Source organism: Micromonospora sp. NPDC005087 (genome assembly GCF_042872965.1).
Taxonomy (GTDB): domain Bacteria; phylum Actinomycetota; class Actinomycetes; order Mycobacteriales; family Micromonosporaceae; genus Micromonospora.
Window position 1 is genome coordinate 590,938 of sequence record NZ_JBIALB010000001.1, and the last position, 16,502, is coordinate 607,439.

A 16,502-nucleotide genomic window follows, 5' to 3' on the forward strand; every position below is an offset into this window, starting at 1 on the left:
CCCGGACGATCCGTGGCCCGCGGATGACCGGCGAGCTGTCGGAGGCGGTCACCGCAGCGCAGGACGGGGACGAGGACGCCTTCCGCTTTCTCTACCGCAGCCTCCAACCCGGCCTGCTGCGCTATCTGACCGCCCTGGTGGGCGCGGACGCCGAGGACGTCGCCTCGGAGACCTGGCTGCAGATATCCCGCGACCTGCCCAGCTTCACCGGCGGCGAGTTCCGCGCCTGGACCGTCACCATCGCCCGCAACCGGGCGATGGACCACCTGCGCCGCCTGCGGCGCCGACCGTCGCTGCCCGTTCCGGTGCAGGCGCTCGCCGACCTGGCCAGCGACGCGGACACCGCCGAGCGGGCGGGCGAGACGATCGGCACCGAGGCTGCGCTGGCCCTGATCGCCACCCTGCCGCCCCGCGAGGCCGAGGCGGTCCTGTTGCGGGCCGTGATCGGCTTGGACGCCGAGTCCGCCGGCCGTGTGCTGGGCCGCCGGGCCGGCGCCGTCCGGACCGCCGCCCACCGAGGCCTACGGCGGCTCGCCGCCCTGATGGAACGGCAGGAGCCGGCCACACCGCCGGACGCCGCCGGCATCACGCCGTCCCTGGCCGCCGACGGCATTGCGCCGTCCGTGGGCACCGAGGGCGTCGCGCCGTCCGTGGGCACCGAGGGCGTCGCGCCGTCCGTGGACACCGAGGGCGTGCCACCGCCCCGTCCGCGCACCGGCCGGTCCCCGCGGACGTCGCACGCTGAACCGGCGGACGGCTGACGTGAGGGGATTCCGGATGAACCCGAACCGGCCGAACCGGCGGGCCGAGCTCGCCGAGACCGAACGGCTGCTCGACGCGACCCGCGCCGGCGCTCCGGCCACCCCCGAAGCCGCGCCGGACGGGGACCATGCCTCCAGCCCCGCCGCCCCGGACGCCGCGGCGGCCCAGATCCGCGCGTCCACCCCCGCCAATCCCGACGTGCACGCGGCGGACCCGCTGGCTCGGCTGCTCGCCGCGGCCGCCGCCCCGCCCCGCCCCCGCGAGCTGGCCGGTGAGGATGCCGCACTGGCCGCGTTCCGGGCCGCTCGGGCCAACCCGGCCCCGACCGTCCGCCGGCCGCACCGCCGCCGGCTGACCACCAGCGCGGTGGCCTGGATGGGCGCGCTGGCCGCCACCGCCACCGCCGGCGCCGCGTTCGCGGCGGTCACCCTGGACCGGGCGCCGGACCCGGTGCCGTGGCCACCCAGCAGCAGCCCGTCACCGACCTCCGGCGACGTCGACACGACCCCGTCCGTCGAGCGGACCGCCGCGCCCAGCCGGTCGACGTCTCCCACGCCGTCCGCCACCAGCGCGCCGTCCGCCATCGGCACACCCTCCGCAGGGGCGGCGCCCGCCGGGCAGTTGCGCGGACTGTGCCAGGCCTGGCAGGCCAAGGAGCCCGAGCAGCGGGACAAGGCGCTGCGGACGCCGGCCTTCCAGATGCTGGTGGCCGCCGCCGGCGGCGCCGGCGAGGTCGAGGCGTACTGCCAGCGGCTGGTGCCCGAAGCGAAGCCGTCCACATCGGCGAAGGTCAAGCCGTCACACCCGGCGACCGGCCGGCCAGCCCCGGAGTGAGCGAGCGACGGCCGGGGCCGCTCGTTCCGCCCTGCACCGGGAAATTCGTCTGTTAGACAGAGGTTGGTGGCGCCGTGGACGGCCCCCGACGGTGTCGGTGGCTGGGTTTACGGTGGCACGATGTCCCGGCGCCGACGCAGGGAGAGGAGCCCGACCGGTGGTGACGTCGCCCGAGCTGGACCGCAGCGCGATCCTGCGCGAGTCCGGTGCCGCAGGCCGGCACCTCGCCCGGATCTGCTTCAAGACCGGCCCACCCACCCACACCGGCGTCGAACTGGAATGGACCGTGCACGACGCCGCCGACCCCGCCCGTCCCGTCGATCCGGTGCGGCTGCGGGCGGCGCTGGGGCCGCACAGCCCCGTCACACTGGACGCCACCAGCCCCGCCGAGCCGCTGCGGCACGGCGGCACGGTGACCGTTGAGCCGGGCGGTCAGCTGGAGATCTCCACCCCGCCGCGCTCCTCGATCGCCGCGTTGATCCAGGCCACTGAGGCCGACATCGCCCAGGTCACCGACCTGCTGGCCGCCGCCGGGCTGATCCTCGGCCGCAGCGGCATCGACCCGCACCGCCGGCCCCGCCCGGTGCTCGAAACTCCCCGCTACCGCGCCATGCGTGGCGCCTTCGACCGGCGCGGTCCGGCCGGCCGGACAATGATGTACAGCACCGCCGGCCTGCAGGTCTGCCTCGACGCCGGCGAACCGGACCAGGTCGCCGCGCGGTGGTCCGCAGCCCACGCGGTCGGCCCGCCGCTGCTCGCGGCGTTCGCCTCCGCCAGTCGGCACGCCGGGCGGCGCACCGGCTGGGCCTCCGCCCGGATGGCCGCGTGGCTGGCCATCGACCCGGCCCGCACCCGCCCGGTCTGGGCGCCGGGCCGCGCCGGCGAGGACCCGACCGCCACCTGGATCCGGTACGTGCTCGCCGCGCCGTTGCTCTGCCTGCGCCGGCACGGCCCGGACTGGACCCCGCCACCCGGTGTGACCTTCGCCGACTGGCTCGACGGCGCGCTGCCCCACCCACCCACCACCGACGACCTCGACTACCACGTCAGCACCCTCTTTCCGCCGGTGCGTCCACGCGGCTACCTGGAGCTGCGTTACCTGGACGCCCAGCCCGGCCGGGACTGGCGGCTCCCGACGGCGGTGCTGACCGCCCTGTTCGCCGACCCGGGCACCGTGCGCGCGGCGTACGCGATCGGCACGCCGGTGGCGCACCGTTGGTCGGCCGCCGCCCGGCACGGCCTGGCCGACCCCGCCCTGGCCGCCGCGTCGGCGGCGCTTCTCGACCTGGCCCTGACCACGCTGCCCCGGCTCGACCTGCCGGCCGGCGCCCACGACGAGATCCAGCGTGACGTACGGCGGCGGCTGTCCGCCGCAGAAAGGGGAGACCGGTGAGCGCGAGGAGTGAGCCGGGGTTGCGCGCCCCTCAGTCGGGAACGAACGGCGACGCGGTGAGCGCGAGGAGTGAGCCGGGGTTGCGAGCCCCGCAGTCGGGAGCGAGCGGCGACGGGGAGCAGTTGCGCGTCCGGATCGCGGCGGAGCTGGCGCGGGCCCGGACCCGGACCACGCTGCTGACCGAGGTGGTCGACGACGCCGACCTGATGCGCCAGCACTCGCCGCTGATGTCGCCGCTGGTGTGGGACCTGGCACACGTCGGCAACCAGGAGGAGCTCTGGCTGGTCCGCGACGTCGGGGGCCACGAGCCGGTCCGGTGCGACATCGACGAGCTGTACGACGCGTTCAAGCAGCCCCGCCGGGACCGTCCGGCGCTGCCCCTGCTGCCACCCGCCGAGGCGCGCGCCTACCTGGGCACGGTCCGGGACAAGGTGCACGACCTGCTCGACGCGGTCACCTTCACGGAGCGGCCGCTGGTCGCCGACGGGTTCGCCTTCGGCATGATCGTCCAGCACGAGCAGCAGCACGACGAGACGATGCTCGCCACCCACCAGCTGCGCTCGGGGCCGGCGGTGCTGCACGCCCCGCCGCCGCCGGAGCCGCCCGCCGGGGTCGCTGGGGAGGTGTTGGTCCCGGCCGGCCCGTTCACCATGGGCACCGACACCGACCCGTGGGCCCTGGACAACGAGCGCCCCGCGCACCGCGTCGACCTGCCCGCGTACGTCATCGACGCCGCCCCCGTCACCAACGGCCAGTACGAGGCCTTCATCGCCGACGGTGGCTACACCGATCCGCGCTGGTGGAGCCCGGCGGGTTGGGCCCACCGGCTCCGGGAGGAGCTCAGCGCGCCGATGCACTGGCGCCGCGACGGCGACAACTGGTCCTACCAGCGCTTCGGCCGGTGGGACCGGGTCCGCGCCGACGAGCCGGTGGTGCACGTGTGCTGGTACGAGGCCCAGGCGTACGCGGCGTGGGCCGGCAGGCGGCTGCCGACCGAGGCGGAGTGGGAGAAGGCGGCCCGTTGGGACCCGGCGACCGGGCGGTCCCGCCGCTACCCGTGGGGCGACGGCGACCCGACCGACGCCCACGCGAACCTCGGCCAACGTCACCTGCGGCCGGCGCCGGTGGGCGCGTACCCGGCTGGCGTCTCACCGTTGGGTGTGCACCAGCTCATCGGTGACGTCTGGGAGTGGACCTCGACCGAATTCCGGGGGCATCCCGGCTTCACCGCGTTCCCGTACCGCGAATACTCGGAGGCCTTCTTCGGCGACGACTACCGGGTGCTGCGCGGCGGCTCGTTCGGCACCGACCGGTCCGCCTGCCGGGGCACCTTCCGCAACTGGGACTATCCGATCCGGCGGCAGATCTTCAGCGGCTTCCGCTGCGCCCGCGACGCGCATCCGGACGAGTCGCACCGGTGATTCACCGCGCGATCGGCACGCCGGCCGGCCGGGGGCGCTGATGTGTCGCCACCTGGCCTACCTGGGGCCACCGGTCACCCTGGCCGAGTTGCTGTTCGATCCTCCGTACTCGTTGGTGCGGCAGTCGTGGGCGCCCCGCGACATGCGCGGCGGCGGCACGATCAACGCCGACGGGTTCGGCGTCGGCTGGTACCCGGGTGACGGCGACCCGGTGCGCTACCGGCGTGCCCAGCCGATCTGGAGCGACCCGACCATCGCCCAGCTCGCGGCGGTGACCCGCGCCGGTGCGGTGCTCGCCGCGGTCCGCTCGGCCACCGTCGGTATGGCGGTGCTCGACGGCGCCGCCGCGCCGTTCGCCGAGGGGCGGTGGCTGTTCAGCCACAACGGGGTGGTGCGCGGCTGGCCCGACGCCGTGGTGCCGCTCGCCGCCGGCCTGCCGGTGCGCGACCTGCTCACGCTGGACGCCGCCACCGACTCGGCGCTGCTTTGGGCGCTGGTCCGGCAGCGGCTGCGCGCCGGCGCCGATCCGGTGGAGGCGGTCGGTCGGACGGTGGCCGACGTCGCCGCGGCGGCGCCGGGGTCACGGCTCAACCTGCTGCTCACCGACGGGCGCCGGGCGGTGGCCAGCGTGGCCGGGCACGCGCTGTCGGTACGCGCGGGGGCCGGCTCGGTGCTGCTCGTCTCCGAGCCGCACGACGACGACCCCGGCTGGCGGCCGGTGCCGGAGGGGCACCTGGTGACCGCCACTGCGAGCGAGGTGCGGGTGAGCCCACTGCCGACCCGGTGAGCCGCACCGGCGGGGCACGCAACGGTTGACCGATCCGAGAGAGGCGATATGATGACGGCGGAACCGCTGGAGATCTACCTCGAACAGCAGGACCTGGAGCGGGGGCTGCGCCAGGACGTCCGCGCCGGGCTGAGCGCCGAGCAGAAGTGGCTGCCGCCGAAGTGGTTCTACGACGCCCGGGGCAGCGAGCTGTTCGAGGAGATCACCCGCTTGCCCGAGTACTACCCGACCCGGGCCGAGCGGGCGGTGCTGGCCGAGCGGGCTCCCGACATCGCGGCGCTGACCGGGGCCAAGACACTGATCGAGCTGGGCTCCGGCTCGTCCGAGAAGACCCGGCTGCTGCTGGACGCCTTCACCCGCCAGGGCGGTCTGGGCACGTTCGTCCCGCTCGACGTGTCGGTCAGCGCGCTGCGCGGGTCCACCGCCGAGATCGCCGCCGACTATCCGGGGCTGCGGGTCCGCGGCATCGTCGGGGACTTCACCCGGCAGTTGGACCGGATGCCCACCGGCGGCCGGCGGTTGGTGGTGTTCCTCGGCGGCACCATCGGCAACCTCCTGCCGGCCGAGCGGGCGGAGTTCCTGGCCGCGATGCGCGCCGCGCTGGAGGTCGGCGACTGGCTGCTGCTCGGCACCGACCTGGTGAAGGACCCGTCGGTGATCGTGCAAGCGTACGACGACGCGGCCGGGGTGACGGCCGAGTTCAACCGGAACGTGCTGCACGTGATCAACCGGGAACTGGGCGCCGACTTCGATCCGGAGGCGTTCGAGCACGTCGCCCGCTGGGATCCGGACCATGAGTGGATCGAGATGCGGCTGCGGGCGACCCGGCCGATGCGGGTCCGGGTGCTGGACCTGACCGTGGAGTTCGCCGCGGGGGAGGAGCTGCGCACGGAGGTCTCGGCGAAGTTCCACCCGGCGGGGGTCGCCGCCGAGCTGGCCGCGGCGGGTTTTGTCGCGGCGGAGTTCTGGACCGACCCGGATGGGCTTTTCGGGGTGACCCTGGCCCGGGCGCGGTGAGCTGGTTCACCCGCCCCCGCCGGTCCGAATGGTGATCGGCTAGGCTGGTCGCGCGAAGGGGAGTAGCCCCCAATGTCGTGGTCGACATACTGGTGCGTTCCGCATCCGGCCACGCGGCCCCGGTCTCCGGGGCGGGCGAGACCTTCGACTCAGGCTTTTGGAGCCGGGTCGAGGGCGCCCCTGCACCTCCTCCCGGCGTGAACGGGAAGGGTGTCATGGAGGGATTCTTCGCCGCGCTGGTCATCAGCTTCGGCGTCATCTTCGTCGCCGAGCTGGGGGACAAGTCCCAGTTGATGGCGCTGACCTTCGCCACGCGGTTCCGGCCGGTTCCGGTGCTGATCGGCATCACCGTCGCCACGGCCGTGGTGCACCTGGCGTCGGTCGCCATCGGCTCGGGTCTCGGCTCCGTGCTGCCCACCGAGTGGATCACCCTGGTGGCGGGTGTGGCGTTCCTCGCCTTCGGCGCGTGGACCCTGCGCGGGGACAGCCTGACCGACGAGGAGAAGCGCAAGGCCGAGAAGACCAGCAAGTCCGCGATCGTCGCGGTGTCGGTGGCGTTCTTCCTGGCCGAACTGGGCGACAAGACGATGCTCGCCACGATCACGCTGGCCACCAAGTACGGCTGGTTCGGCACCTGGTTGGGCTCCACCATCGGCATGGTGGCCGCGGACGCGCTGGCCATCCTGGTCGGCCGCATGCTCGGCCGCCGCCTGCCGGAGAAGGCCATCAAGTACGGCGCCGCGGTGCTCTTCGCCATCTGCGGCCTTTGGCTGATCCTGGAGGCGGTGAGCCAGCTGACCTGAGCGCCGACTACCCGCCCCTGCGGCGGGTAACGGCCCGGGGTGGATGCGGGGGAGCTACTGCGCCAGGGTGACGCGGTGCTGGTCGCCGTGGTGGAGGTCGCGGGCGCTCTGGTGATCTTCGTCGGCGCGGTCTGGGCGGCGGTGCGGTTCGTGGTCGAGGGACTGCGACACCGCACGGCCGCTGTCTTCACGCCGATCCGGCTCACCCTGGGCCGGTTTTTGACCCTCGGCCTGGAGTTCCAGCTGGCGGCCGACGTGTTGCGCACCGCGGTGTCGCCGTCGTTCACCCAGATCGGCCAGCTCGCTGCGATCGCCACGATCCGGACGGCGCTGAACTACTTCCTGGGCCGGGAGATCCGTCAGGAGCAGCGGCAGGTGACCGAGGGGGAGCGCTCCACGTGATGGGCGCGCTGGTCACCGCGGTGACCGCGCTGGCCCTGGTCGCCGGTGTGGTCACCCTGCTCAGCACCGGGGCCGTCCGGACCGCCGTCCGGGTGCTGTTGGACCTGCTGACCGCGGCCGGTCTGCTCCGGCTGGCCGGCGATCCGAGCTGGGCTTCCCTGGTCGGCTCGGCGGCGATCGTCGCGCTGCGCCAGTTGCTCGGGGTGGCGCTGGGCGCCTTCCCGCCGCGGTCGCGTCGACAATTCCGGCGGCCCTGCGCCGCGGACGGTCACCACCTACCGTTGGCGGTACGAGGCGAAACCGGCGCACGTGGAAGGACGACCACATGAGCAGGCACGACGAACCGAACGAGTACGGCTTCGCCGGCGATGCCACCGCTCCCGAGCCGCCGCCCGGCGGGAAGCCGGACGAACAGGACCTCGCCGAGGAGGTGGCGGTGCCCGGCGACGACCTGACCGAGCCGGCGGCCGAGGCGCTGTCGGAGGAGACCGAGGAGCGCCGGCCCGCCGAACGCGGCCGCTGACCGGACGGCGGCGGCGGGCCCCGGTCGACGGCGGCCGCCGGGAAAGCGCTGTGGTCGGCCGCCGGGCTGGGCGTCCCGGTCAGCGGTCGCCGTTGCGCTGATAGACGTCGGGCACGCCGTCGCCGTCGGCGTCCAGCCGCTCCCGCTCCGCCACCCGCCGGTACACGGCGTTGCGACGTACCAGCACGATGGCGGCCAACCCGGCGGAGATCAACGATCCGGTCAGCACGGCCGCCTTGACCCGGTCGTCGGCCGTGCTGCCGGCGCCGAACGCCAGGTCGCCGATGAGCAGCGACACGGTGAACCCGACGCCGGCCAGCATCGCGATCCCGAGCAGGTCGGACCAGGTGATGTCCTCGTCCAGTTCGGCGCGGGTGAACCGAGCCAGCAGGTAGGTCGCCCCGAAGATTCCGATGCTCTTGCCGAATACCAGGCCGGCGACGATGGCGATCACCACCGGGTCGGTCACCAGGGCGCCCAGGTCGGTGCCGCGCAGCGTCACGCCGGCGGCGAACAGGGCGAAGACCGGCACCGCGAAGCCGGCCGACACCGGTCGCCAGCGGTGTTCCAGGTGCGCGGCGAGCCCGCCGGCATCCCCGCTCGCACCGACCGCCGGCCGGTCGGCGGCCTGCGCGCCGCCCGCCCGGCTGCGGGTGGCCAGCACCGGCACGGTGAATCCGAGCAGGACACCGGCCACCGTGGCGTGCACCCCGGAGGCGTGCACCAGGGCCCAGGTGGCCACCGCGAGCGGGATCAGCGCCCACCACCAGGTGCGCCCGCGCCGCACCAGCAGGGCGAAGAGCGCGATCGGCGCCAGCGCGGCGAGCAGCGGTGCCGGATGGAAGTCGGCGGTGTAGAAGATCGCGATGATGGTGATCGCGAACAGGTCGTCGACCACCGCGAGGGTGAGCAGGAAGGCGCGGAGGCCCTGGGGCAGGTGTGAGCTGACCACGGCGAGCACGGCCAGCGCGAAGGCGATGTCGGTGGCGGTCGGGATCGCCCAGCCGCGCAGCCCCTCCCCGCCCGCGGTCAGGACGACCGCCAGGTAGATCAGCGCGGGCAGCAGCATTCCGCCGAGCGCGGCCACCACCGGCAGCGCGGCGCGGCGTGGGTCGCGCAGTTCACCGGCGACGAACTCCCGCTTGAGCTCCAGGCCCACCACGAAGAAGAAGATGGCCAGCAGGCCGTCCGCGGCCCAGGTGGCCAGGTCCAGGTCGAGGTGCCAGCGTGCGCCGCCGGGCCAGGGCGCCCAGTGGCTCAGCCGCGCGTACGAGTCGGCCCACGGGGAGTTCGCCCAGAGCAGCGCGAGCACGGCGCCGAGCAGCAGCAGCGCGCCGCCGACGGTCTCGGTGCGCAGCACGTCGGCCAGGTGCCGGGACTCGGGCCAGGACGATCGGGAGAACAGCCGCGTCGGCCGGGACCGGTCGGACGGTGGGGTGCGGTCGGTCATCGGCGGCGCTCACCTCGGGATGTCGGGACGGCAGGAATCCATTCGCCGACCAGGCTTCCCGGCACACCGCTGTCGACCCTATCCGGGCTCGTCCGTGCCGGCGACCACAGGGGCGATCCGGTGCCGGCCGATCGGCTGTCGACTTTTCCCCGATGTCACCGCTGCCGAATGGACGTTTCTCGGGTTGGGCATGCGGGCGCACTTGTCACCGCTGAAAACGCATAACCCCGGACATAAGGCGTATGAGCGGCTTTAATGGTTTCACGAGTTTACAAACGACCTTGGGGGTTTTCGTGAAGTTCTTTGGCGTAACCGGACCGGCACGGAGGCGCGCCTGATGGACCTGCTCCGCCAACTGCGCCACGTGCGTCGGCACTGGTGGGTCGTGCTGGTCACCGTCATGGTGGCCTTGGGCGTCTCGGCGTTCGTGACCGTACGGGCCCAACCCCGGTACGTCGCCTCGGTGACGTTCTTCGTCACCACCCCCAACCAGGGCGTCGCCGAGGCCTATCAGGGTGGGCTCTTCCTTCAGCAGCGCGTCAAGTCGTACGCCGACCTGCTCAGCAGCGACCGACTCGCGCAGAGCGTGGTGGCCGAGAACCCGGTCGGGCTCACCGCGGACGAGGTGCAGCGCCGGGTGAGCACCTCCACCGAGGCCGGCACCGTCCTGCTGCGCGCGTCGATCACCGACACCGACCAGAGTCGGGCACTGCGGGTGACAGAGACCCTCGCCGCGAAGTTCGTCGAGCTCGTGCAGCGGGTCGAGACGCCACCCGAGGGCAAGGCGCCGATCAAGATCGAGGTGGTCAACGGTCCCCGGGTCAGCGCCAGCCCCGTCTCGCCGCAGCCGGTACGGAACATGACTCTCGGCGGGCTGGCCGGTCTGCTGCTCGGCGTCGGCCTGGCGATCCTGCGCGGCGTGGCCGACGTGCGGCTGCGCGACGCCGCCGGTCTGCAACGTGCCACCGGCAGCCCGCTGCTCGGTAAGATCCCGTTCGAGAGCGGCGCCCGCTCCGCACCGCTGATCGTCGGCGACGCCGCGACCTCGGCGCGGGCCGAGGCGGTCCGCAAGCTGCGTACCAACCTGCGCTTCGTGGACGTGCACGAGCCGGCCCGGGTCATCGCCGTGACCAGCGCTCTGCAGGGCGAGGGCAAGACCACGCTCTCCTGCAACCTGGCCATCGCGTTGGCCGAGGCGGGCTGGCGGGTGCTGCTGGTCGACGCGGACCTGCGCCGCCCCAAGGTAGATGAGTACCTGGGCCTGGACGCCGGGGTCGGCCTCACCGACGTACTGGTCGGTGACGTCCAGGTCGGCGACGTGGTGCAGCGCTGGGGCGACAAGTCCCTGCTCGTGCTGCCCAGCGGTTCCGCCCCGCCGAACCCGAGTGAGCTGCTCGGCTCCAAGGCGATGGCGGACCTGCTGCTGGCACTGCGCGAGTCGGCGGACATCGTGATCATCGACACCGCGCCGCTGCTCGCGGTGACCGACGGCGTGGTGGTGGCCGTGCAGGCCGACGGCGCGCTGCTGGTGACCCAGCAGGGTCGGACCTCCCGGACCCAGGTGGCCGCGGCGGCCCGCTCCCTGCACTCGGTCTCGGTCCGGCTGCTCGGCTGCGTGCTGAACATGGCCAAGGTGACCAAGGCCGAGGCGTACCAGTACGAGGCCTACCGGGTGGTCGCCTCCACGGCCACGCCGTCGGTCCCGACCGACCGGGCGACGTCCGCCCGGCACAGCGAGAGCACCGGGGTCAACGGCGTCAGCGACCGCACCCAGGAACTCACCCGGCTGCCCCGATGAGCGCGGCGAGGGGTCGTAGCGATCGTTCGATCTCCTCGGCGCAGCGTCGGAAGTCGGCGGCGGTGCCGCCGATCGGGTCCCGTAGGTCGTCCGCGTCGGGGGCGGCGGGTTGCAGCCGCCCCCTGGCGTGGGCGGCGGCGGCGATCGCGGCCCGCAGCGAGTCGTCGGCCGACTCGGCCTGCGGCTCGGCCGCCGCGGCCAACCGGCCGAACTGGCGCAGGGTGAACGTCCGGTGCAGCGCGGTCGGCGCCAGCGCGGTGCAGACCGACCGCTGGCGCCGGGTCGCGGTCAGCACCAGCGTCGCGTCCGCCAGATGCTCGGCGCGCAGCGCCCGGCTGCGGAACGGCGCCGGGTCCGCGCCGGCCTCGGCGGCGATCTCCATGGCGTACGGGTGCATGGCGAGTCCGTCCATCGCGTCGGTGCCGGCGCTGGCCACGGTGACCGGCCGGTCGGCGAGCAGTCGGCGGGCCAGGTACTCGGCCATCGGCGACCGGCACAGGTTGGCGTGGCAGACGAACAGCACGCGGTCGACCATTGGTGCCCCTTTCATCGGTACGGACGCGGGCGGACGCACCGCTGGCGCGGTGTGTCGACGCCGGTGGCCGCGCGGGGAGGGGTTGTCGGCATCGTACGCGGACCGGGCCCCCGCCGGTCGCGGTGCCGCGCCGGCCGAGGCGGATCCATCGTGGACGGCGGTGGCCCGATGAAGATCGGCATCCTGTCGTACCACTTTCCGCCCGAGCCGGCGTTCATCCCCGGCAGCCTCGCCGAGGAATTGGCCGCACGGGGGCACGAGGTTCGGGTGCTCACCGGGTTCCCGGACTACCCGGGTGGGCACGTCTACCCGGGCTGGCGCCAGCACTGGCACCACGAGACGCACAGCGAGCGGCTGTCCGTGCGTCGAGTGCCCCGGTACTCCGGTGGCGGCGCGTCCACCGGCGGCAGGATGGCCAGCTATCTCTCCTTCGCCGGCAGCGCGACGCTGACCGCACGCCGGTTCCTCGGCGGCGTGGACGCGCTCTACGTCTTTCAGCTGCCGGCCACCACATTCGCCGCCGCCGGAGTGCTCCGGCTGCTCGGCCGGGTGCCGGCGGTGGTGCACGTGCAGGACGTCTGGGCGCGCGACGGCGGTGACGAGGCCGGCGACGGACGCTGGGCGGCACGGATGGGCGCCGCGATGGCCCGCGTCTACCGGGCCGCCGCGCGGGTCGCCGTGGCCGCGCCGTCGATGCGGGACCTGGTGGTCGCCGCCGGCGCGGACCCGGCCCGGGTCCGGCTGGTGCTGAACTGGACCGACGAGCGGATCTTCCACCCGGCGACGCCCGGGCCGGCGGCCCGCCAGCTGGTCGGGCGCGACGGTCGGTGCGTGGTGATGCACGCCGGGACCATCGGTGCCCGGCAGGGGCTGGAGACCGCGGTACGGGCCGCCGCGGCGCTGGACCGCACGATGGAGCTGGTCCTGGTCGGCTCGGGCAGCGACGAGCGGCGGGTGCGGGGGCTCGCCGCCGACCTGGGCGCGGAGAACGTCCGCTTCGTGGAGCGACGCTCCCCGGTGGACATGCCCGAGCTGTACGCCGCCGCCGACTACCAGCTCGTCATGCTGCGCGACCTGCCGGAGCTGCGGGGCATGGTGCCCGGCAAGCTGCAGGCCGCGCTCTCCTGCGCCGCGCCGGTGGTCGCGTCGGCCGGCGGGGACACCGCCGACCTGGTGGAACGCGTCCGGGCCGGGTTGTCCTGCCCGCCGGAGGACTGGGCCGCGCTGGCCGACCGGTTCTGGCTTGCCGCCACCATCCCCCCGTCCGCGCGCGCGGAGATGGGCCGCCGGGGCCGGGAGGCGTACCTGCGGGAGATGTCGTTGCCGGCCGGAGTGGACCGGATCGAGCGGCTGCTGCACGAGGCGGCCGGCCGGGTCACCGAGCGCGTCGACCCGCGAGGGAACCTCGCGTAAAGGACGAGAATCGCTAAAACGGTACGTAGTCCCTCGACGCATGCTAAGAACGTCAGGGATATCGGACCTTCTGTCCGATTCCACCAAATGGGAGTGTGGTGTGACGGAGGAGAGCGAACGACCGAGCCGGCGGCGAAGCCGGTCCAGGCGTCGCCGGCGTGCCCGACTGCGACGGGCCCTCCTGGGTGCCCTGGTGGTCGGCTCGTTGCTGCTCGCGACCGGCGGGTGGATCGGCTTCCGCGGCTGGCAGGCCCGGGCCCACCTGCTCAACGCCGCTGGCTTGGCCCGCGAGCTGAGCGCCCAGGTGGTCGGTGGGGACACCGATCGTGCCCTGCGGACCCTCGCCGCCCTCCAGGAGCAGTCCGGCGCGGCCCGGGCCGCGACCGCCGACCCTGCCTGGAAGCTCGGTCGACGTACCCCGATCGCCGGTGATGATCTCGGCGCGGTCCGACAGATCGCCGTGGCCATCGACGAACTGGCCCGGCAGGCGTTCCCGACGCTGCTCCGGATGGACCTGACCAGCCTGGTGCCGACCGAGGGTCGGCTGGATCTGGCACGGCTCAGCGGGGCGTCCGCCGAGCTGTCCCGGGTGGACGGCGCGGTGCAGCGCACCCGTCGCGACCTGGCCGCGGTGCCCGCCGACCGGCTGGTCAGCCAGATCCGGCAGGCGTTGACCGACCTGCGCGGCGAGATCGACCGGCTGGCCGGCCTCACCACGGCCGCCGACCAGGGCGCACGACTGCTGCCGCCGCTACTCGGCGCGAACGGCCCGCGTCGGTACCTGCTGGTCTCGCAGAACCTGGCCGAGTTGCGCGCCACCGGCGGCATGTTCGGCGCGTACGCGATGATCGAGGCCGAGAACGGCCAGGTCAAGATGGGCCAGCAGGGCAGCAGCGCCTCCCTCGGCCGGTTCAGCCCCGCACTGAAGCTGCCCGCCGAGGTCAAGGCGGTCTGGACCGATCTGCCCGGCATCTATCCCGCCGACGTCAATCTGACCCCGCACTTCCCGACCGCCGCCGCGCTGTACCGGGAGATGATCCGCCGCAAGACCGGCACCACGGTCGACGGCGTGCTCGCCGTCGACCCGGTGGTGCTGTCCTACCTGCTCAAGGCGACCGGCCCGGTCCTGGTGCCCGGCGGCGTCCCGCTGGCCAGCGAAAAGGTCGTGCAGACCCTGCTCAGCGACACCTACCAGCGGTTGGACATCAAGGAGCAGGACGCGTTCTTCACGGCGTCCGCCGCAGCGGTGTTCGACGCCTTTTTTAAGAAGAATGTCAACCCTCGGGTGTCGTTGTCCGCTTTCGACCGTGCTATCACCGAACGCCGGATATTGTTCTGGAGTGCCCGACCGGAGGAACAGCGGACGTTCGGCGACAGCCGGATGGCCGGGACGCTTCCGGAACAGGACACCGTGCCGACGGTCGGCGTGTTCCTCAACGACGGCAGCGGCGCGAAGCTCGGCTACTACCTGCGGCCGACGGCGAACCTCACGGTCGGTGAATGCCGGCCCGACGGCCGCCGTGAGCTCCGGCTGCGGGTGACCCTGCGCTCGACGGCGCCGAAGTCCGGACTCAGTGAGTCGGTCCTCGGCCTCGGCATGGCAGGGGACCCGTACACCATCCGCACGCTGGTGTCGATCTTCAGTCCGGCGGGCGGAAGTGTGCTCGACGCGCGCCTCGACGGCACGGAGATCGCCATGGGCAGCGGCACCGAACGACGCCGGCAGGTCGCCACGGCCAACGTCGAGGCGAGCCCCGGCGCCGAACGGGTCTTAGAGGTCACCGTGTTGACCGCGAAGACCGGCGTCGGACAGGCCGAACTGTGGCTGACCCCCACCGCCAGCCCGTGGACCACCCAAGTTCATCCCGCACCAAGCTGTGACCAGTAGGAGGGAACCAATCATGCGGCTATCCCGCATCGTCATGGCGCTCACGGTCGGCCTGGCCGTGGTGGCCGTGCCGACCGCGGCGGGGGCGGCACAGCCGCAGCCGCAGCCGTCGCCGTCGATCACGGACACGCCACAGCCACCGCCGTACGTGCCCGCACCCCCATTGCTGACCGTCAACCGGCCGACGATCTACCTCGGCGAGACGGTCGTGCTGACCGGCACCGGCTTCGGTCGGAACGAGACCGTCAACATCGTCGTGTCGGTCACGCCGCTGGCGGCCCCGGCCGCCGGTCAGGCGCCGGCCCGACGCAGCGACGGCAGCACCGTGGCGATGGCCCCGGTGGCGTACCAGGCGAGCGCGCCGCTGAACTTCACGGCGCGTACCAACTACCAGGGCCGGTTCACCAAGAGCTACCGGCCGTCGGTGACGGGTCTGCTGACCTTCACCGCCGGTCGGGAGTCCGACCGGAGCGCCAGCACGGAGCTTCGGGTGCTGCACAAGAAGCAGCCGCTGCCCGTCACTGGTAGCAGCCTCAGCACGCCCATGAAGCTCGGCGGCGGCCTGGTCGGCGCCGGCGCGGTCATGCTGCTGCTGACCCTCGCGTGGCGTCGTCGCCAGCGCTTTGGTGGGGCCGCGCACTGATCGGCACCGCGAACCCGGGCAGGGCCCGGTAGCACCTCAGGCTGGCGTCCGTCGGAGTATCCGACGGGCGCCAGCCTGCCTGTGCCTTGACGCCGGTGCGCCTTCCGCGGCGTGCCTCTCTGCTGGGCCTGCCGTTCTGCGGGGTCGGTTGGCCGGTGTGCCGGGTTGGTGCGGGGTGGGGCCCGCCGTGCCCGGCTCCGGGCGGTCAGGCTTGATCCCTGCGCCGGGCACGGCGGGCCCCACCCCGTCGGTGGTAGCCGTCCGTTCCGACCCGTGCGCGGAATCGGGCAGGCCCCGTCCCCGGCGGGATGGTCGGTTCGTTCCGGTCTCTGCGCCGGGTTGGGCAAGCCGTGATCCGGGCAGTCATCGCCGTCCCGATTCCTGCGGCGCTTGCGGCGAGTCCTATCCGTGGGCGATGGTCGTCGTTCCGCCTTGCACGTGCGGGGTTTGGCGCGCTTTCGATCCGGCGGCGATCGCCGTCCGCCCGATTCCTGTGCCACGTCCGGCGGCCCATCCCGGCGGGGTCGCCACTCGTGCTGATGCCTGGGCTGGCGGGGCCCAGTGGTGTTCGCCGGTTCGTTCGGTCCTGCCGTGGACGCGGCCCCGCCGCCCTCTCGGGGCGGTCGCTGTTGTGAGCGATATACCTGTGAGGCATAAATATGCCTCTGAGGTATACCGCTCGTTGACCACCTCGCCCTCGAGGTTCGCCTCATCCTCCGTTCGCGGTGGTCGACGACTCGATGTCAGCGATGTCGGCATGTCGGGGTGTCCCGGGTGGCCGGATGGCCCGGTATCGGTGATACCGAGTCGATCAACCCCAGCCGGCCGAGTTT

Annotated in this window: 16 protein-coding genes; 14 read left to right on the forward strand and 2 right to left on the reverse strand. The window is 73.4% G+C overall.

Translation table 11 applies throughout. The annotated features are described in order from the left end of the window. The first annotated feature begins 23 nt into the window (after nucleotides 1-23). The 10 genes from ACFYPS_RS02730 to ACFYPS_RS02775 all read left to right on the forward strand — a co-directional run bounded on the left by ACFYPS_RS02730 (nucleotide 24) and on the right by ACFYPS_RS02775 (nucleotide 7,942). Nucleotides 24-761 carry an RNA polymerase sigma factor gene (locus ACFYPS_RS02730; RefSeq protein ID WP_387322370.1) on the forward strand — a complete coding sequence of 246 codons (738 nt, stop codon included), beginning with the start codon at nucleotides 24-26 and terminating at the stop codon, nucleotides 759-761. A 16-nt stretch (nucleotides 762-777) separates the two neighbouring features. Further along, entirely contained in the window at nucleotides 778-1,596 is an 819-nt protein-coding gene (locus ACFYPS_RS02735) for a hypothetical protein (protein WP_354962188.1), read from the forward strand. Between the two features lie 157 nt (nucleotides 1,597-1,753). Then, nucleotides 1,754-2,989 (forward strand): ergothioneine biosynthesis glutamate--cysteine ligase EgtA, encoded by a 1,236-nt coding sequence (gene egtA / locus ACFYPS_RS02740; protein ID WP_354962187.1) that lies wholly within the window; start codon nucleotides 1,754-1,756, stop codon nucleotides 2,987-2,989. A gap of 80 nt (nucleotides 2,990-3,069) precedes the next feature. Then, nucleotides 3,070-4,410, forward strand: a complete 1,341-nt coding sequence (gene egtB / locus ACFYPS_RS02745) for an ergothioneine biosynthesis protein EgtB (RefSeq protein WP_354962186.1) — start codon at nucleotides 3,070-3,072, stop codon at nucleotides 4,408-4,410. A gap of 40 nt (nucleotides 4,411-4,450) precedes the next feature. Next, the gene (gene egtC, locus ACFYPS_RS02750) at nucleotides 4,451-5,197 is read left to right on the forward strand and encodes an ergothioneine biosynthesis protein EgtC (protein WP_354962185.1); all 747 of its coding nucleotides are present in this window, start codon (nucleotides 4,451-4,453) and stop codon (nucleotides 5,195-5,197) included. A 51-nt stretch (nucleotides 5,198-5,248) separates the two neighbouring features. Then, complete coding sequence (gene egtD / locus ACFYPS_RS02755) at nucleotides 5,249-6,214, forward strand: L-histidine N(alpha)-methyltransferase (RefSeq protein WP_354962184.1); 966 nt, start codon at nucleotides 5,249-5,251, stop codon at nucleotides 6,212-6,214. A gap of 215 nt (nucleotides 6,215-6,429) precedes the next feature. After that, nucleotides 6,430-7,017 carry a TMEM165/GDT1 family protein gene (locus ACFYPS_RS02760; protein WP_354962183.1) on the forward strand — a complete coding sequence of 196 codons (588 nt, stop codon included), beginning with the start codon at nucleotides 6,430-6,432 and terminating at the stop codon, nucleotides 7,015-7,017. A 39-nt stretch (nucleotides 7,018-7,056) separates the two neighbouring features. Then, nucleotides 7,057-7,419 carry a DUF1622 domain-containing protein gene (locus ACFYPS_RS02765; protein ID WP_354962182.1) on the forward strand — a complete coding sequence of 121 codons (363 nt, stop codon included), beginning with the start codon at nucleotides 7,057-7,059 and terminating at the stop codon, nucleotides 7,417-7,419. Next, a complete protein-coding gene (locus ACFYPS_RS02770; RefSeq protein ID WP_387322374.1) occupies nucleotides 7,416-7,748 on the forward strand; it encodes a hypothetical protein in 333 nt (110 codons plus the stop codon). Before ACFYPS_RS02765 ends, ACFYPS_RS02770 begins: the two co-directional genes overlap by 4 nt. Then, nucleotides 7,745-7,942: a hypothetical protein gene (locus tag ACFYPS_RS02775; protein WP_354962179.1), complete on the forward strand. Its 198-nt coding sequence runs from the start codon at nucleotides 7,745-7,747 to the stop codon at nucleotides 7,940-7,942. Before ACFYPS_RS02770 ends, ACFYPS_RS02775 begins: the two co-directional genes overlap by 4 nt. A 79-nt stretch (nucleotides 7,943-8,021) precedes the next feature. Here the strand turns inward: ACFYPS_RS02775 and nhaA are convergent, their stop codons facing one another. Beyond that, nucleotides 8,022-9,392, reverse strand: coding sequence for a Na+/H+ antiporter NhaA (gene nhaA / locus ACFYPS_RS02780; protein ID WP_354962178.1), 1,371 nt, complete (start codon nucleotides 9,390-9,392; stop codon nucleotides 8,022-8,024). A gap of 337 nt (nucleotides 9,393-9,729) precedes the next feature. Here nhaA and ACFYPS_RS02785 point away from each other — a divergent pair, with 337 nt between their 5' ends. Then, nucleotides 9,730-11,190 (forward strand): polysaccharide biosynthesis tyrosine autokinase, encoded by a 1,461-nt coding sequence (locus tag ACFYPS_RS02785; protein ID WP_354962177.1) that lies wholly within the window; start codon nucleotides 9,730-9,732, stop codon nucleotides 11,188-11,190. Here ACFYPS_RS02785 and ACFYPS_RS02790 read toward each other — a convergent pair. Then, on the reverse strand, nucleotides 11,171-11,725 hold the full coding sequence (locus tag ACFYPS_RS02790; protein WP_354962176.1) for a low molecular weight phosphatase family protein: 555 nt from the start codon (nucleotides 11,723-11,725) through the stop codon (nucleotides 11,171-11,173). The two genes, ACFYPS_RS02785 and ACFYPS_RS02790, sit on opposite strands and share 20 nt — an antisense overlap. Before the next feature lie 168 nt (nucleotides 11,726-11,893). Here ACFYPS_RS02790 and ACFYPS_RS02795 point away from each other — a divergent pair, with 168 nt between their 5' ends. From ACFYPS_RS02795 to ACFYPS_RS02805, 3 genes are all read left to right on the forward strand, one after another. Then, nucleotides 11,894-13,138 carry a glycosyltransferase family 4 protein gene (locus ACFYPS_RS02795; protein ID WP_354962175.1) on the forward strand — a complete coding sequence of 415 codons (1,245 nt, stop codon included), beginning with the start codon at nucleotides 11,894-11,896 and terminating at the stop codon, nucleotides 13,136-13,138. A 193-nt stretch (nucleotides 13,139-13,331) separates the two neighbouring features. Continuing rightward, on the forward strand, nucleotides 13,332-15,026 hold the full coding sequence (locus ACFYPS_RS02800; RefSeq protein WP_354962174.1) for a DUF4012 domain-containing protein: 1,695 nt from the start codon (nucleotides 13,332-13,334) through the stop codon (nucleotides 15,024-15,026). 13 nt (nucleotides 15,027-15,039) lie between these two features. Further along, entirely contained in the window at nucleotides 15,040-15,669 is a 630-nt protein-coding gene (locus tag ACFYPS_RS02805) for a hypothetical protein (RefSeq protein WP_354962173.1), read from the forward strand. Nucleotides 15,670-16,502: the final 833 nt, after the last annotated feature.

What these genes read in the sequence shown, in the direction of transcription:
- ACFYPS_RS02730 (WP_387322370.1), top strand. Translation starts at nt 24, where the DNA reads ATGACCGGCGAGCTGTCGGAGGCGGTCACCGCAGCGCAGGACGGGGAC.
- ACFYPS_RS02735 (WP_354962188.1), top strand. Translation starts at nt 778, where the DNA reads ATGAACCCGAACCGGCCGAACCGGCGGGCCGAGCTCGCCGAGACCGAA.
- egtC (WP_354962185.1), top strand. Translation starts at nt 4,451, where the DNA reads ATGTGTCGCCACCTGGCCTACCTGGGGCCACCGGTCACCCTGGCCGAG.
- egtD (WP_354962184.1), top strand. Translation starts at nt 5,249, where the DNA reads ATGACGGCGGAACCGCTGGAGATCTACCTCGAACAGCAGGACCTGGAG.
- ACFYPS_RS02760 (WP_354962183.1), top strand. Translation starts at nt 6,430, where the DNA reads ATGGAGGGATTCTTCGCCGCGCTGGTCATCAGCTTCGGCGTCATCTTC.
- ACFYPS_RS02775 (WP_354962179.1), top strand. Translation starts at nt 7,745, where the DNA reads ATGAGCAGGCACGACGAACCGAACGAGTACGGCTTCGCCGGCGATGCC.
- nhaA (WP_354962178.1), bottom strand. Translation starts at nt 9,392, where the DNA reads ATGACCGACCGCACCCCACCGTCCGACCGGTCCCGGCCGACGCGGCTG.
- ACFYPS_RS02785 (WP_354962177.1), top strand. Translation starts at nt 9,730, where the DNA reads ATGGACCTGCTCCGCCAACTGCGCCACGTGCGTCGGCACTGGTGGGTC.
- ACFYPS_RS02790 (WP_354962176.1), bottom strand. Translation starts at nt 11,725, where the DNA reads ATGGTCGACCGCGTGCTGTTCGTCTGCCACGCCAACCTGTGCCGGTCG.
- ACFYPS_RS02795 (WP_354962175.1), top strand. Translation starts at nt 11,894, where the DNA reads ATGAAGATCGGCATCCTGTCGTACCACTTTCCGCCCGAGCCGGCGTTC.
- ACFYPS_RS02805 (WP_354962173.1), top strand. Translation starts at nt 15,040, where the DNA reads ATGCGGCTATCCCGCATCGTCATGGCGCTCACGGTCGGCCTGGCCGTG.